Origin of the sequence: Pseudomonas sp., assembly GCF_035554175.1 — a bacterium.
Taxonomy (GTDB): Bacteria; Pseudomonadota; Gammaproteobacteria; order Pseudomonadales; family Pseudomonadaceae; genus Aquipseudomonas.
The window spans coordinates 282,607-298,412 of record NZ_DATMIV010000050.1; the positions used below are offsets into that span (position 1 = coordinate 282,607).

General features: G+C 61.2%; 12 protein-coding genes. All 12 read left to right on the top strand.

Features of this window, described 5'->3' with window-relative positions; all coding sequences use genetic code 11:
- The first annotated feature begins 15 nt into the window (after positions 1-15).
- On the top strand, positions 16-1,818 hold the full coding sequence (treZ, locus tag VNV36_RS22700) for a malto-oligosyltrehalose trehalohydrolase (RefSeq protein WP_325720766.1): 1,803 nt from the start codon (positions 16-18) through the stop codon (positions 1,816-1,818).
- Complete coding sequence (gene malQ, locus VNV36_RS22705; RefSeq protein WP_325720768.1) at positions 1,815-3,893, top strand: 4-alpha-glucanotransferase; 2,079 nt, start codon at positions 1,815-1,817, stop codon at positions 3,891-3,893. The genes treZ and malQ overlap by 4 nt, the downstream gene beginning before the upstream one ends.
- Positions 3,890-6,664, top strand: a complete 2,775-nt coding sequence (locus tag VNV36_RS22710) for a malto-oligosyltrehalose synthase (protein ID WP_325720770.1) — start codon at positions 3,890-3,892, stop codon at positions 6,662-6,664. Before malQ ends, VNV36_RS22710 begins: the two co-directional genes overlap by 4 nt.
- Positions 6,665-6,685: 21 nt before the next feature.
- Complete coding sequence (locus VNV36_RS22715; RefSeq protein ID WP_325720772.1) at positions 6,686-7,033, top strand: DUF2934 domain-containing protein; 348 nt, start codon at positions 6,686-6,688, stop codon at positions 7,031-7,033.
- Positions 7,034-7,270: 237 nt separating this feature from the next.
- Positions 7,271-9,430 (top strand): glycogen debranching protein GlgX, encoded by a 2,160-nt coding sequence (glgX, locus tag VNV36_RS22720; RefSeq protein WP_325720774.1) that lies wholly within the window; start codon positions 7,271-7,273, stop codon positions 9,428-9,430.
- 1 nt (position 9,431) lies between these two features.
- Positions 9,432-10,430, top strand: coding sequence for an acyl-CoA dehydrogenase family protein (locus VNV36_RS22725; protein ID WP_325720776.1), 999 nt, complete (start codon positions 9,432-9,434; stop codon positions 10,428-10,430).
- Positions 10,427-11,185, top strand: a complete 759-nt coding sequence (locus VNV36_RS22730) for a PIG-L deacetylase family protein (protein ID WP_325720778.1) — start codon at positions 10,427-10,429, stop codon at positions 11,183-11,185. Before VNV36_RS22725 ends, VNV36_RS22730 begins: the two co-directional genes overlap by 4 nt.
- Positions 11,182-11,781 carry an SAM-dependent methyltransferase gene (locus tag VNV36_RS22735; RefSeq protein WP_325720780.1) on the top strand — a complete coding sequence of 200 codons (600 nt, stop codon included), beginning with the start codon at positions 11,182-11,184 and terminating at the stop codon, positions 11,779-11,781. Before VNV36_RS22730 ends, VNV36_RS22735 begins: the two co-directional genes overlap by 4 nt.
- A complete protein-coding gene (locus tag VNV36_RS22740) occupies positions 11,778-12,437 on the top strand; it encodes a glycosyltransferase family 2 protein (protein WP_325720782.1) in 660 nt (219 codons plus the stop codon). The genes VNV36_RS22735 and VNV36_RS22740 overlap by 4 nt, the downstream gene beginning before the upstream one ends.
- Before the next feature lie 178 nt (positions 12,438-12,615).
- Positions 12,616-13,374: a PIG-L deacetylase family protein gene (locus VNV36_RS22745; RefSeq protein ID WP_325720783.1), complete on the top strand. Its 759-nt coding sequence runs from the start codon at positions 12,616-12,618 to the stop codon at positions 13,372-13,374.
- A gap of 188 nt (positions 13,375-13,562) precedes the next feature.
- Positions 13,563-14,345, top strand: coding sequence for an endonuclease/exonuclease/phosphatase family protein (locus VNV36_RS22750; RefSeq protein ID WP_325720785.1), 783 nt, complete (start codon positions 13,563-13,565; stop codon positions 14,343-14,345).
- Between the two features lie 379 nt (positions 14,346-14,724).
- Positions 14,725-15,777 carry an autotransporter outer membrane beta-barrel domain-containing protein gene (locus tag VNV36_RS22755; protein WP_325720786.1) on the top strand — a complete coding sequence of 351 codons (1,053 nt, stop codon included), beginning with the start codon at positions 14,725-14,727 and terminating at the stop codon, positions 15,775-15,777.
- Positions 15,778-15,806: the final 29 nt, after the last annotated feature.

Below are 15,806 nucleotides of genomic sequence, written 5' to 3' on the forward strand. Positions count from 1 at the left end.
AGGAGTTTGCAAAAAATGCCGTCAAGGACCCAAGAAACCTGGCCCCACGGCGCGATCATGCTGGATGCCGAGCACACGCAATTTGCGCTGTGGGCGCCTGACGCGTTCTACGTCAGTGTGGAACTGGAAGATGGACAATCGTTGCCAATGCTGCCCCAGGGCGAGGGTTGGTTTGTAATCAAGTCCCGCTGCCCCGCGGGCAGCCGCTACCGCTACTGCATCGATGGCGAACTGGAGGTGCCGGACCCGGCCTCCAGGGCGCAGGATGGTGACCTCGACCGCCACAGCGTGGTGGTCGACCCCCACGCCTACCAATGGCGACACACGGCGTGGAACGGTCGGCCGTGGAGCGAAGCGGTGATTTACGAGCTGCACGTCGGGGCGCTCGGTGGCTTTGCCGAGGTCGAACAGCACTTGGCGCGACTGGTTGCGCTCGGTATCACCGCCATCGAATTGATGCCGCTGGCGCAATTCCCCGGTGATCGCAACTGGGGTTACGACGGGGTTCTGCCTTACGCGCCGCAAGCTTCATATGGCACACCCGAGCAACTCAAACACCTGATCGACACCGCCCACGGCCATGGTCTGGCAGTGATTCTCGATGTGGTCTACAACCACTTCGGTCCGGATGGCAATTACCTGCACCGCTACGCCAAAGGCTTTTTCCGCGAAGACAAGCACACGCCATGGGGTGCGGCGATCGACTTTCGCCGTCCGGAAGTGCGCGAGTTCTTCATTGAAAACGCGTTGATGTGGCTGTTGGAATATCGCTTCGACGGTCTGCGCCTCGACGCTGTGCATGCGATTGAAGACCCCGATTTTCTCAGCGATCTCGCGCGCCGGATCCGCCAGCAAAATGACCCGACCCGCCACGTCTGGCTGACTGTTGAGAACGAACTGAATCAGTCGAGCCTGCTGGAAACCGATTACGACGCGCAATGGAACGACGATGGTCATAACGCCCTGCATGTGCTGCTGACCGGCGAAACCGACGCTTATTACGCTGACTACGCCACGCAGCCGACCGAGCAACTGGTTCGTTGCCTGAGCCAGGGCTTCGTGTTCCAGGGGCACATCACCCGCCACGGCGAACCGCGCGGCGAGCCGAGTGAGCATCTGCCCTCCACCGCATTTGTGCTTTTTCTGCAAAACCATGACCAGATCGGCAATCGCGCTTTTGGCGAGCGCCTGCATCAACTGGCCGACCCGCGCGCAGTGCAAGCGGCAACCGTGCTGTTACTGCTGTCGCCGATGATTCCCCTGATCTTCATGGGCGACGAATTTGCCGCCGAACAACCGTTTCTGTTCTTCACCAGTCACCACGGGGAACTGGCAAAACTGGTGCGCGAAGGTCGACGCAATGAATTTGCCGCATTCAGTGCATTTACCGATCCGCACAAACGCGAGCAAATCCCTGATCCGAATGCCGAAGACACCTTCCGCGCCTCGCAGCCGCGCCTGGTGGGCAGCGGCACGCCGTTGCAGCAGCAAATCCAGGAGCTGTACCGCCAACTGCTGAAATTGCGCCACCAGTACATCATTCCCAATCTCTCCGGCACCCAGGCCCTGGGCGCGCAAATGCTCGGCTATGGCGCGGTCAGCGCGCGCTGGCGTTTAGGCAACGGCAGTGAGCTGCGAATTGACCTGAACCTCAGTGACACGCCAGTGGTCAACCCTGCACAGACCGATACCGAGTGGCTGTTTCAACAGCCAGCCGCAGTCGAGTTGTCGGACCCGAATCAACTGCCGGCGTACACAGCGCTCGTCAGCCTCACGGCCGCACCCCTTTTGCCCCCCCTGGATGGAGAGCGCCTATGAGCGATGCGCAACTGGAAATACTCGCCAGCCGAGCCGGCCTCGCCGTCGACTGGATCGACGCCAACGGGCGTCAGCAAAAAGTCGCTCCTGCTGTGTTGCGCAATGTCCTGATCGGACTCGGCCACCCCGCCAGCACCGCGCAAGAAATCGATGCCAGCCTGTTGGAACTGCAAGAAGTCCAGCAAGACCGCCATCTGCCGCCGCTGCTGACCTGCGACGTGGGCGTCGCCCTCGACCTGAGCCGCTACTTTTCTCCGGAGACCCCCTGCGAGATCCACCTCGAAGACGGTTCGCGGATAGATCTCAAACTCGACAACGAAGCGATGTTGCCGGGTCTGATTCCGGTCGGTTACCAACAAGTCCACATCGGCGATCAGTATTTCACCCTGGCCGTGGCGCCCGAGCGCTGCTTCAGCGTCGGCGACGCAGTGGACAGCCCGATTCCCCGCGCCTGGGGCCTGAGCGCGCAGTTGTATGCGCTGCGTCGCCCGGGCGATGGTGGTTTCGGTGACACCCAAGCGCTGGAAGAACTGGTGCGTGTGGCTGGCGAACGTGGCGCCGATGCGCTGGCGATCAGCCCGATGCATGCCATGTTCAGCGCCGACACCACTCGCTACAGCCCGTATTCACCATCCAGTCGCTTGTTTCTGAACTCGCTCTATGCGGCGCCGGGGAGCATTCTCGGCGAACGCGCCTTGCGTGACGCAATCGATGCCAGCGGTTTGGCTGGGCAGTTCGAGCAGTTGGAAAATCTCAAGCTGATCGACTGGCCCGCTGCTGCCGACGCCAAGCAGAAACTGCTGCAAGCGTTGTACGAAGGTTTTATCGCAGGCGAGCACCCGCTGCATGCGGACTTCGCCAGTTTCCGCCATGCCGGCGGCGAAGCACTGGAGAATCACTGCCGCTTCGAAGCCATCCAGCAAATGCGCGCCGCCCGTGGCGAAAGCCTCGACTGGCGCGAATGGCCAGAGCACTGGCGCGATCCACGCGGCGCAGCGTTGGGCGCATTTGCCGAGGAATACGCAGATCGCATCGGCTACTTCGCGTTTTGCCAATGGCTGATTCATCGTTGTCTGGAACGTGCGCAGACCGCCGCCCGCAGCGCCGGCATGGGCATCGGCCTGATCGCTGACCTTGCTGTCGGCGCGGATGGTGCCGGCAGTCAGGCCTGGAGTTTTCAGGATGAATTGCTCGCTTCGCTGACCGTTGGCGCACCGCCGGACATTCTCAACCGCAGCGGCCAGGGCTGGGGCATTTCCGCGTTCTCGCCGGAGGGCCTGATCCGCAACGGTTTCCGCGCATTCATCGACATGCTGCGCGCCAACTTCGCCCACGCCGGTGGTCTGCGCATCGACCATGTCATGGGTCTGCAACGTTTGTGGGTGATTCCCAACGGTGCTGAGCCTGCCGACGGCGCTTATCTCTATTACCCGTTCGATGACCTGTTGCGCCTGCTGACCCTGGAGTCGCATCGGCATCAAGCGATCGTGCTGGGCGAAGATCTCGGCACGGTGCCCGAAGGTCTGCGGGAAAAACTTGCCGCGCGCTCGATTCTGGGCATGCGCGTGCTGTTGTTCGAACAGGACAACACCCGCTTCAAACCGATTCTCGACTGGCCGGACGACGCACTGGCCACCACCAGCACCCATGATCTGCCGACATTGAACGGCTGGTGGCACGGTCGTGACATCGACTGGAACGCACGCCTGGGTCTGGTCGATGCCAACGGCGAAATCGATTGGCGTCGGCATCGCGAGCGCGAACGCGAAGGCCTGCGCGACGCCTTGCGCCAGGATCCGCAGAATTTCCGCGAGGAATCCCACGAAGCCGATCAAGTGGTGGATGCCAGCCTGCGTTTCCTCGGCCACACCCGCGCGCCGCTGGTGCTGCTGCCACTGGAAGACGCCCTCGGCATCGATGAACAGGCGAATCTGCCCGGCACCACCGATTCCCACCCGAACTGGTCGCGACGTTTGCCAGGTCCCAGCGAAGCGTTGCTGGACGGCCCCGATGCCGCCCGCCGCCTGGAACTGCTGGCCTGCGCGCGACTGCAAGCCACTGAGCGTGACCAATGAATCAACAGCTTATCCAGCCATTGCGCGCCACGTTGCGCCTGCAATTTCATAAAGGTTTTACCCTCGACCAAGCGGTGCCACTGGTACCGTATTTCGCCCGCCTCGGCATCAGCCATATCTACGCCTCGCCACTGCTCGCGGCGCGCGCCGGTTCCATGCACGGCTACGATGTGGTCGATCCGACTCAGGTCAACCCTGAGTTGGGCGGCGAGCCCGCGCTGCGTCGGCTGGTCAACACCCTGCGCGAACACGACATGGGGTTGATCCTCGACATTGTTTCCAACCACATGGCCGTCGGCGGCAGTGATAACCCTTGGTGGCTCGACCTGCTGGAATGGGGGCGCCTGAGCCCGTACGGCGAGTTTTTCGACATCCAGTGGCATTCGCCGGATCCGCTGATGGAGGGCCAGTTGCTGTTGCCGTTTCTCGGCAGCGATTATGGCGCGGCGTTGCAGGAAGGCACGCTCAAGCTCAGATTCGACGCGCAAAAGGGCCGGTTCTACGTCGAGCACTACGATCATCATTTCCCGATCTGCCCGAGCAATTACGGCGAGCTGCTTAAATCGGATGATGCGCTCAAGCCCCTCGCTGATCGGTTCAGCACGCTCAGTTACCAGACCGATGCGCACTCGCTGGCTATCCCGCTCAAGCAAGAGCTGCAGCAACTGGCGAGCGATCCGCGCGTTCTCGAGACCATCGAAAGCAATCTCACCCAATACGATTCCACTAGCGAACAAGGCTTCCACAAACTCCACGAATTGCTGGAGCGGCAAAGCTATCGCCTCGCCAGCTGGCGCACAGCGGCGGATGACATCAACTGGCGGCGCTTCTTCGACATCAATGAGCTGGGCGGTCTGCGCGTCGAACGACCGGCAGTCTTCGAAGCCACCCACGGCAAGATCTTTGAGTTGGTCGAAGAAGGTCTGGTCGACGGCTTGCGCATCGACCACATCGACGGCCTTGCCGATCCGCGCGCGTACTGCCGCAAATTGCGCCGTCGTCTCGACCGGTTGGCACCAGGCCGGCACTTGCCGATCTATGTCGAGAAGATCCTCGGCGAAGGCGAAACCCTGCGCCGCGACTGGAGCGTGGACGGCACCACCGGTTACGAGTTCATGAACCAGTTGTCGTTGCTGCAGCACGACCCGGACGGCGAACACGTGCTCGGTGAACTCTGGCAGCGCCGCACTGAACGTCCGGCTGCGTTCATCGAAGAAGCGCAGCTGGCCCGTCAGCAGATCCTCAATGGCTCGTTGGCCAGCGATTTTGAAAGTGTCGCGCAGGCGCTGCTGCAGGTAGCGCGCGATGACTTGATGACCCGCGATCTGACCTTGGGCGCGATTCGCAGGGTCCTGCACGCGCTGATCGTGCACTTCCCGGTTTACCGCACTTACATCACTGCCATGGGCCGCTCCGAGCAGGATGAAGCGATTTTTCAGCACGCCATGGACGGTGCGCGGCAAACCCTCAGCGAGGCCGATTGGCCAGTGCTCGATTCGGTCGCCGGCTGGCTCGGCGGCACGCCATGGCGCCTCAAACCCCGGGGGCGCTCGCGCAAGATCCTCAAGCATGCGTGCGTGCGTTTCCAGCAGCTGACCTCGCCGGCGGCGGCTAAAGCGGTAGAAGACACGGCGCTGTATCGCTCGGCCGTGCTGCTGTCGCGTAATGATGTCGGCTACAACACCGAGCAATTCAGCGCCCCGATCAGCGAGTTCCACGAAGTCACTCAGCAACGCATGGCGCAGTTTCCCGACAACCTGCTGGCTACCGCGACCCACGACCACAAACGCGGCGAAGACACCCGTGCACGCCTTGCGGTGCTCAGTGAACGCAGCCACTGGTACGCCGAACAGGTCGAACTGTGGCGCGCCCTCGCCCGTCCGGTGCGCATTGAAGATGAAGCACCTTCGGCCGGCGACGAACTGATCCTGTATCAAGCCTTGCTTGGCAGTTGGCCGCTGGATCTGCGCGATGACGATCAGGCCGGGTTCGCCGACTACGCCAAACGCATCTGGCAATGGCAGCAAAAGGCGCTGCGTGAAGCCAAGCTGCAAAGCAGCTGGAGCGCACCGAACGAAGCTTACGAAAACGCCGCGCAGGCGTTCACCGAAAAACTGCTCACTGGCGAGGAAGGTGAATTGCTGCGGGCGGCGCTGAGCAAGACCGTCAACAGCATCGCTGCTGCCGGCGCGCTCAACGGGCTGGCGCAAACCTTGCTGCGCATGACCGTGCCGGGCGTGCCTGATCTTTACCAAGGCAACGAGTACTGGGATTTCAGCCTGGTCGATCCGGACAACCGCCGGCCAGTGGATTACGCCGCCCGCGAGCAGGCGTTGCAGGCATCCGTGCCAGACGCCGAGCTGCTCGAGCAATGGCGTGACGGACGTATCAAACAGGCGCTGATCAGCGAAGTGCTGAACCTGCGCACGGCGCACAGCGAACTGTTCCGCCGTGGCAGCTACCAGCCGCTGCAAGTGCTGGGTAGCCAGGCGCACAACGTGCTGGCATTCGCACGCGAGCATGAGGATCAACTGGCCATTGTGATCGTCCCGGTGCGCTGCGCAACGTTGCTGGAAAACAGTGCCCTTCCTCGGGTCGATGCGCTGCGCTGGGGCGATACCCGGGTGGTTTTACCGTCTGCCGTTTCAGACAAAAACCTGAAGGGACTTTTTGCCTGCAGTGTAGTCACACAAAACAGGGAGCTGAATGTCAGCGACGCGCTGGGGGATGTCCCGGTCAATCTCTTTATCCAACACTTAACACACGCATGAGTTCAGTTCAGGAGCATTGCGATGAGCACCGACGATAAACGCATTCGCGAATTCGCCTATCAGATCTGGGAGTCGGAAGGTAAGCCTGAAGGCCAGGAAGAACGCCATTGGGAGATGGCGCGCAAATTGGCCGAGGCCGAAGCCCTGGCGCCGAAGAAGCCAGCGAAGGCGACTGGCAGTAAAACCGCCGGCAAGACTTCGACAGCAAAGAGTACCGATGCCAAAGGGCTGGACGGTAAAACCCCGGCCGCTGCCAAAGCCAAACCGGCGGCAAAAGCCAAGCCTGCGGCCACGCCTAAAGTAGTCCCGCCGGGCGAAAAGGCTGCCGAGAAAAAGCCGCGAGTTGCGAAAAAGCCTCCCGCGAACTGACCCGATCCACCTTTGAACTGAATGACTGTGTGGCGAGCTTGCTCGCCATAGGGGCTTTTTGCGCCCCGAAGAAAGCCCCTCCTTGGGGAAAAACACACAACCCTGTGGGAGCGAGCCTGCTCGCGAAAGCGGTGGGTCAGTTGGTGAAGATGTCGAATGTACCGACGCTTTCGCGAGCAGGCTCGCTCCCACAGGGATTGATGTAATTCGAACTGTCCCGATTTTGCAGGAGCAATCATGACCCGTCCAAAGAAAGCCGAACCCGCTGCGCACGCCGAGCCGTCGAGAATCCGTGAAGGCCTGCCCTTCCCGCTCGGTGCGACCTGGGATGGTCTGGGGGTGAACTTTGCTCTGTTTTCCGCCAACGCCACCAAAGTCGAGCTGTGCATTTTCGATGACAGCGGCGAAGTTGAACTCGAGCGCATCGAACTGCCGGAATACACCGATGAGATCTACCACGGCTACCTGCCCGACGCGCATCCGGGGCTGATCTACGGCTACCGCGTCTATGGTCCTTACGACCCGGCCAATGGTCACCGTTTCAATCACAACAAACTGCTGATCGATCCGTACGCCAAGCAACTGGTGGGCGAGTTGAAATGGTCGGAAGCGCTGTTCGGCTACACCATCGGCCATCCCGACGCTGACCTCAGTTTCGACGAACGCGACAGCGCGCCATTCGTGCCCAAATGCAAGGTCATCGACCCGGCACACACCTGGGGCAATGACCACCGGGTCAGCGTGCCCTGGGACAAGACCATCATTTATGAAACCCATGTGCGCGGCATCAGCATGCGTCACCCCTCGGTGCCGGAAAACCTGCGCGGCACCTTCGGCGGCCTGATGGTCGATGATGTGCTGGAACATATCCGCAAGCTCGGCGTGTCTTCTGTCGAGCTATTGCCGATTCATGCCTTCGTCAATGATCAGCATCTGCTGCAGAAAGGCATGACCAACTACTGGGGCTACAACAGCATCGCCTTCTTCGCACCGGATCCGCGTTATCTGGCCAGCGGCAAGATCGCCGAATTCAAGGAAATGGTCGCGCATCTGCACGACGCCAACCTCGAAGTGATCCTCGACGTGGTCTATAACCACACCGCCGAGGGCAACGAGCAAGGCCCGACCCTCTCCATGCGCGGTATCGACAATGCCTCGTACTACCGGTTGATGCCTGATGACAAGCGCTATTACATCAATGATTCCGGTACCGGCAACACGTTGGATCTGAGCCATCCGTGTGTGCTGCAGATGGTCACCGACTCCCTGCGCTACTGGGCCAGCGAGATGCACGTCGACGGTTTCCGCTTCGACCTGGCAACCATTCTCGGCCGTTACCACGATGGCTTCGACGAACGCCACAGCTTCCTCGTCGCCTGCCGTCAGGATCCGGTGCTGCGTCAGGTGAAAATGATTGCGGAACCCTGGGATTGCGGCCCCGGCGGCTATCAGGTCGGCAACTTCCCGCCGGGCTGGGTCGAATGGAACGACAAGTTCCGCGACACCGTGCGTGCCTTCTGGAAAGGTGACGACGCCCAGCTGGCCGACTTCGCCAGCCGCATGACTGCCTCCGGTGAAATGTTCAACCAGCGTGGCCGCCGGCCGTATTCGTCGGTGAACTTCATCACCGCCCATGATGGTTTCACTCTCAACGATCTGGTCTCGTACAACGACAAGCACAACGAAGCCAACGACGAGAACAATCAGGACGGCAGCAACAACAACCTGTCCTGGAACCACGGCGTCGAGGGGCCGACCGACGACCCGGAAATCAATGCTCTGCGTCATCGGCAGATGCGCAATTTCTTCGCCACCCTGCTGCTGGCCCAAGGCACGCCGATGATCGTTGCCGGGGACGAGTTCGCTCGCACCCAGGACGGCAACAACAACGCCTATTGCCAGGACAGCGAGATTGGCTGGGTCAACTGGGACTTGAGCGAGGACGGCAAGGCGCTACTGAAATTCGTCAAACGTCTGATCAAGCTGCGCCTGACTTACCCGATCCTGCGTCGCGGGCGTTTCCTGGTCGGTGAGTACAACGAAGACATCGGCGTTAAAGACGTGACCTGGTTGGCCCCGGACGCCACCGAGATGACCACCGAGCACTGGCACGACGCGCACAATCGTTGCCTGGGCATGCTGCTCGATGGCCGTGCGCAGGAAACCGGCATTCGCCGCAAGGGTGGCGATGCGACGCTGTTGCTGGTGGTGAACGCGCACCACGACATCGTCAACTTCACCCTGCCGGAAGTTCCGGACGGTGGTTTCTGGACCTGCATGATCGACACCAATCAGCCGTCGATCCGCGGTCAGGAACGCTTCGACTTCGGCCATGAATATTCGGTAACCGGACGCTCGTTGCTGCTGTTCGAACTGCAACGTGACGAAGAAGACTGATATGGATTTTCAACACTATCTGGCCCGCCGTCCGCCGGATTACGCCGATACCAATGCCCTCGGCCGTTGCCTGCGGGCAATGGTTGAGGCCGGCCTGGACCGCTTGCCGTTGCCCGGCAGCGGTCACACGCTGGAACGGTTTCAGCGTCTCTCCGAGGTCGGCGGCCATGATCTGGGGCTGTGCAAACTCTACGAAGGCCACACCGACGCGCTGGCGATCATCGAGCAATTGGGCGGCACGCCAACCCCGGGCAGCACGTGGGGTATGTGGGCAGCGGAGCCGCCACAGGCGCGGGTGACAGTCACGCCCGCCGGGCACATGGTGACGCTGAACGGGCGCAAGGCGTGGTGCTCCGGGGCAGCGGTGCTCAGCCATGCCTTGCTCACCGCGTGGGACGCAGACGATCAGCAGCAACTGGTCGCTGTGGCGCTCGATCAACCCGGTGTAATCATCACTGATCAAGGCTGGCAAGCGGTAGGCATGGCCGCGACCGGCAGCGTTGAAGTGCTGTTCGAGAATGCCGAAGCGCAAGCCATCGGCAATCCCGGCGACTACCTGCAACGACCGGGATTCTGGCAAGGCGGAATCGGCATCGCGGCCTGTTGGTATGGCGCTGCGCGACGGATTGCCGAAGGGCTGCGCCAGCACTGCGCGCAGCGCGATGAACCGCATGCCCTCGCCCATCTCGGCGCCACTGACACCGCCCTGCAAGCGGCGGCCGATGTATTGCGCTTCAGCGCTTTGCAGATTGACGCGCAACCCGAAGCCGACGCCGAACTGCTGGCCCGGCGCGCGCGTGCGGTGGTCGAACAGTCTGCCGAACAAGTGATGCGGGAGGTCGGGCGTGCGCTGGGCGCCGGACCGTTTTGTCAGGATCGGCATTTCGCTCGACTCAGTGCTGATCTACCGGTGTTTCTGCGCCAGAGTCACGCCGAACGCGACCTTGCCGCGCTGGGCCAGCAAGTCGCTGGTCAGTCTTGCGAGGTCTGGGCGTTATGAAGGAAAACCCGATCGTTGGGCAAGGCACCTCGTTACAACAATGGCAAAGTTCTCGGCGTCTGGCCGAGCTTCCCGCCATCGATATTCTTGATCTGGTACCACCGGGATCTCGGGCGGTGATCGTCGCGCCGCACCCTGATGACGAAGTGCTCGGCTGCGGCGGAATCATGCAACTGCTCGCGGCGGCCGGACGTCCATTGCAATTGATCTCGGTCACCGATGGCAGTGCCAGCCACCCCGGTTCGCATCGCTGGCCGGTCGAGCGTCTGAGCGTGGTGCGTCCACAGGAGTCCGCTGAAGCCTTGCGGCGTCTCGGCTTGCCGATGCACAGCCTGAAATGGCTGCGCGGCGGTTTTACCGATACGCAAGTTGCGGCTCAGGAAACCCGGTTGAGTGAATTCATCGCCAGCTATTTGCACGCCAGTGACGTGGTGTTTACCACTTGGCGCGAAGACGGGCACAGCGATCATGAGGCCGTCGGTCGCGCCAGTGTCGAAGCAGCGCAACGAGTCGGCGCTACATGCCATGAACTTCCCGTGTGGACCTGGCACTGGGCAACTCCGGAAGACGCTACGGTGCCGTGGCAGCGAGCGCGCAAGATTCTGCTGTCGCCAACGCACATTGCCCGTAAACGCCACGCAGCGCATGCGTTCGCCAGCCAGCTGGAAGGCGACCGCGACGCGGGGCTTGGCCCAGTGCTTGCGCCTTATGTACTCGAACGTTTGTTACAACCTTTTGAAGTGGTGTTTCTTTGAGCGTTGACGACCGCTATTTCGATGGGCTGTTCGCGGGGAATGACGACCCGTGGGCGTTTCGCCAGCGCTGGTACGAGCAGCGCAAACGCGCAATTACGCTGGCCGCCTTGCCCCGTCCGCGCTATCGGACGGTGTTCGAACCGGGCTGCGCCAATGGCGAGCTGAGTGCGGAACTGGCGCCGCGTTGCGAGCGCCTGCTCTGTTGTGACACCGCAAGCGCGGCGGTGAAACTGGCACGCACCCGTTTGAGCATGTTCGACCACGCCGAAGTCCGTCAGGGACGTCTTCCGGGCGACTGGCCGGACGAAAAATTCGACCTGATCGTATTTAGCGAAATCGGCTACTACCTCGATGGCAATGATCTGACGGAAGTCATCCGGCGCATCAGCCAATCCCTGAGCGCCGACGGTCAACTGCTGGCTTGCCATTGGCGCCCGCCAATTGATGGCTGCCCTTTGAACGCGCGTCAGGTTCACGAGCGGATTCACGAGCAATTGGGTTTACCGCGTCTGGTGCTGCATCAGGAAGCGGATTTCATTCTGGAACTATGGAGCCGCGAGCCACGCTCGGTGGCAGCCTTGGAGGGCTTGCGTTGATCGGTATTGTCATTCCGGCGCACAACGAAGAAGCGCTGCTCGATGAATGTCTGCGCGCAGCCCTGCGCGCCAGTCAACATGCACAACTGGCCGGTGAGCCGGTTGAAATACTGGTGGTGCTCGACAGCTGCAGCGACGGCTCGGCGCAGATTGTCAGCGCCTATCCGGTGCTGAGTTTGCAAATCGACGCGCGCAATGTCGGCGAAGCACGCGCGGCCGGCGCGCGCCTGCTGCTGGAGCGCGGTGCGCGCTGGATTGCCTGCACCGATGCCGACAGCCGCGTTGCCGATGACTGGCTGGCGGCGCAGCTCGGGCTGGGAGCTGACGCCGTGTGCGGCACGGTCACCGTCGAGCATTGGCATGAATCGATCGATGAGGCAGCGCAGATTCGTTATCACCGCCACTATCAGGCCCGCGACGGCCATCGGCATATCCATGGCGCCAATCTGGGCGTCAGCGCAGAGGCTTATCGTCTGGCCGGAGGCTTCAAGCCCTTGGCGTGCGACGAAGACGTGCACTTGGTGCGCGCCTTGGAGCGCAGCGGTGCCAATATCGCCTGGAGCCACCGTCCGCAAGTGCACACCAGCTCACGACTGCACAGTCGCGCGCGAGGTGGTTTTGGTGACTATCTGCGAAAACTGGTACAGCTTGAATAAAAAAATACGGTTCAGATTGATCTGTGACGCGACGAATCCCGTGTCTTGAGCAATACTCTTGCTCGCAGTCATCCAAGGGTTGGAACGCTGCGCGCTTGCCATTCATCTGCCTTCACGGGGCGTGACCAGCGTTTGCTGTTCGCGACTGAGGGCGAGACACAACAAGGACGTCGCACTCATGAAACCGTTAATCCTCAATGAACACGGCTTGCCCGCGCAAATCTGGAACAGCGCGCCGCAACTCGACAATATTCCCGTGATCAACACCCACAGTCTGGTTCCCGCCGGCGCCCGCGCCGTGATCATCGCCCCGCATCCGGGTGATGAAGTCGTCACCTGCGGCGGTCTGCTGCAGTTACTGTGCAGCCTCGGCCATCCGCTCCAATTGCTCTCCATCACCGACGGCAGTGCCAGTCATCCCGGCTCTCGGCAATGGTCGGAAAAACGCTTGAGCGTGTTCCGCCCCCAGGAAAGCGTCGAAGCCCTACGCCGTCTCGGCTTGCCGATGCACAGCCTGAAGTGGGTACGCGGCGGCTTTACCGACAACGCCTTGAGTGATCAGCAGACGCAATTGACCGAGTTCATCGGCCGTTATCTACGACCCGGTGATGTGGTGTTCAGCACCTGGCGCAAAGACGGCCCACCCGATCATGAGGTGGTCGGCCGGGCCAGTTTCGACGCGGCGCAAAGGGCCGGAGCCAGTTTTCATGATGTGCCGGTGTGGGCCTGGCACTGGCCGGAGCGCGACCAGCAACTGATTCCCTGGGAGCGGGCACGCAAGTTGCGGCTTGACACCTGGACCGTAGCGCGCAAGAGCCACGCCACCCACGCCTACGCCAGCCAGCTAAAAGGCGAACCGGCAATCGGTATCGCCCCGCTGTTGCCGCCGGTGTTGCTGGAGCGGATGCGCTTGCCGTACGAGATCGTGTTCGTCTAAACACCAATCTCCTCTGTAGGAGCGAGCCTGCTTGCGATAGCCATCTGTCAGTTGATGCAGGGTTGATTGACACTCCACCATCGCGAGCAGGCTCACTCCTGCATTGCCTGGCGCCGCTCGGAAAACGGAACTGCCACCCCCTCAAGCCAGTCGCATGAACAGGCATGGCCCAATTCAGAGGAGTGAACGTGTCCAGCGATCCCAAGCGTCAAGCGGTCGACGCGCCAGTCATTCATCGCCTGCGGGTACTCACGGTCAACACCCACAAGGGCTTTACCGCGCTGAATCGGCGTTTCATCCTGCCAGAGCTGCGCGAAGCGGTACGCAGTACCTCGGCCGATCTGGTGTTTCTGCAGGAAGTGGTGGGTGAACACGAGCGCCATTCGAGCCGCTACAACGACTGGCCGCAGACCTCGCAATACGAATTTCTCGCCGACAGCATGTGGAGCGATTTTGCCTACGGGCGCAACGCGGTCTATCCCGATGGCCACCATGGCAACGCGCTGCTGTCGAAATATCCGATCCGCGAATACCGCAATCTTGACGTGTCGATCACCGGCCCGGAGCGGCGCGGGCTGTTGCACTGCATCCTCGATGTGCCTGGGCACGCTGAGGTGCATGCGATCTGTGTGCACTTGAGTTTGCTGGAAAGCCATCGGCAATTGCAGTTGCAGTTGCTCTGTCAGTTGCTGGAGTCGCTGCCCGAAGATGCGCCGGTGATCATTGCCGGCGATTTCAATGACTGGCAATTGCAGGGCAACGCCGCCCTGGCGCGCCGCGATTACCTTCACGAAGCCTTTGAGCGTCATCACGGGCGGCCGGCGAAAACCTATCCGGCGCGGTTCCCGTTGCTAAGGCTGGACCGGATTTACCTGCGCAACGCCAGCAGCCATGACCCACGGATTCTCGGCAACAAGCCATGGACGCACTTATCCGATCATCTTCCGTTGGCGGTTGAGGTGCATCTGTAGACGCGTATTTGACAGCAATTAAATGACGCCAGCGTGAGCCCGTTCGGCGCTCTGATGACCTTTCGTCGGCGGCAATAAACCGCCGCCCATCCAATTCGCCAGCGTTTTTCCCTGCAAACAAACACTTAGTTATGTGCAGAAAAACAAACGCTTGCGAAGGTTGATTTAGCCAAGCCTTTCATCGTGCATTTTCTTGACGCGAAGCCGTCGCTCTTCTTATCTCTACCTTACTACCCCCGGAATCACTACTGGGGCTGACCCTCCGGCACTCGCGAAATCGAGCAGCCGCGGTTCGCCCCGCTCTATTCGGTCGCCCCTCATTCGGGGTAGGAGAGACGCCAAACTCGAGATGACGCATGCGCTTGCAAGGTAGACCCCCATGAAAACTTCACTGACCCCACACGCGTTCAAAATCACACTCTGCACAGTGTCTGGTTCGTTGTTACTGTGCTCTTCCATGGAGGCGCACGCGGGATCTGCGGCGGGTGAAACCGCATGGTATCGCGCCGATGTGCCGGTCATGATCTTGCCGGCGACGGTGATCACGCCCAGGCCTCTGCCATTGGGTCAACGAAGTTCGCGACTGATCAGTGAAGAGCCGGCGCCGTCGGACTGGGATGAGTTGTACGGCAAAACTGCTGGGCAGAACCAGGCCGACGCGTTGCCTTCGAGATATGCGATGCCCGCCGGCCAATTCAAAGGGCCGGCGGTGGTGACATTGCGCAGCGCTAACGGTGCCACTCAGACGCTTGGGCTGATCGGTGGCGGCAATCAGATTCAGATCAATGCCAGTGGTGCGCTGGCTCGTGGTGCCCTCTCCGACCCGCACACTGACAGCCTCAACCTGCAAGGCCAGAGCCTCGGCGCCTATTACAGTCTGGTCGGAGCACAGGGCTGGCATGTTGACCTGTCGGCCAGTGGCGGCCGGGTCAGCGGTTTCAGTCGGACTCCACAGGGCGAACGCCAGGCCAGCGAAGGCAGCGCCATGAGCTTTTCGCTGGAGGGCGGTTATCCGATTGGGCTCAGCGATAACTGGGTGGTTGAACCGCAAGCGCAATTGATCAACCAGCGCATCAGTCTCAACGCGCCTTACGCCGGTTCCGGCAACGCGTCTTCGACCGAGCTGACCGCGTGGAGCGGCCGCGTCGGTGCGCGTTTGAAGGGCAGTTATGACTTGAATGGTTTGCCGGTTGAGCCCTACTTGCGTACCAACCTTTGGCACACCGTGTATACCGGCAGCACGGTGACACTGGATCAGGTCGACAAGATCAGCAGCAGCCGCAAGTCCTCTACCGTCGAACTGGGGTTGGGGCTGGTGGCACGGGTGACGCCGGCAGTGAGCCTGTACATGAGCGCTGATTACAGCAGCGATGTGGATGACAATGACCTGAACGGAATCATTGGCAGCCTGGGAGTGCGGATGCGCTGGTGAATTTCTGGACAACGAAGAACCTTGTGGGA

Excerpts from the sequence above, each read along its gene's own strand:
- treZ (WP_325720766.1), top strand. The coding sequence starts at position 16 with ATGCCGTCAAGGACCCAAGAAACCTGGCCCCACGGCGCGATCATGCTG.
- malQ (WP_325720768.1), top strand. The coding sequence starts at position 1,815 with ATGAGCGATGCGCAACTGGAAATACTCGCCAGCCGAGCCGGCCTCGCC.
- VNV36_RS22710 (WP_325720770.1), top strand. The coding sequence starts at position 3,890 with ATGAATCAACAGCTTATCCAGCCATTGCGCGCCACGTTGCGCCTGCAA.
- VNV36_RS22715 (WP_325720772.1), top strand. The coding sequence starts at position 6,686 with ATGAGCACCGACGATAAACGCATTCGCGAATTCGCCTATCAGATCTGG.
- glgX (WP_325720774.1), top strand. The coding sequence starts at position 7,271 with ATGACCCGTCCAAAGAAAGCCGAACCCGCTGCGCACGCCGAGCCGTCG.
- VNV36_RS22725 (WP_325720776.1), top strand. The coding sequence starts at position 9,432 with ATGGATTTTCAACACTATCTGGCCCGCCGTCCGCCGGATTACGCCGAT.
- VNV36_RS22730 (WP_325720778.1), top strand. The coding sequence starts at position 10,427 with ATGAAGGAAAACCCGATCGTTGGGCAAGGCACCTCGTTACAACAATGG.
- VNV36_RS22745 (WP_325720783.1), top strand. The coding sequence starts at position 12,616 with ATGAAACCGTTAATCCTCAATGAACACGGCTTGCCCGCGCAAATCTGG.
- VNV36_RS22755 (WP_325720786.1), top strand. The coding sequence starts at position 14,725 with ATGAAAACTTCACTGACCCCACACGCGTTCAAAATCACACTCTGCACA.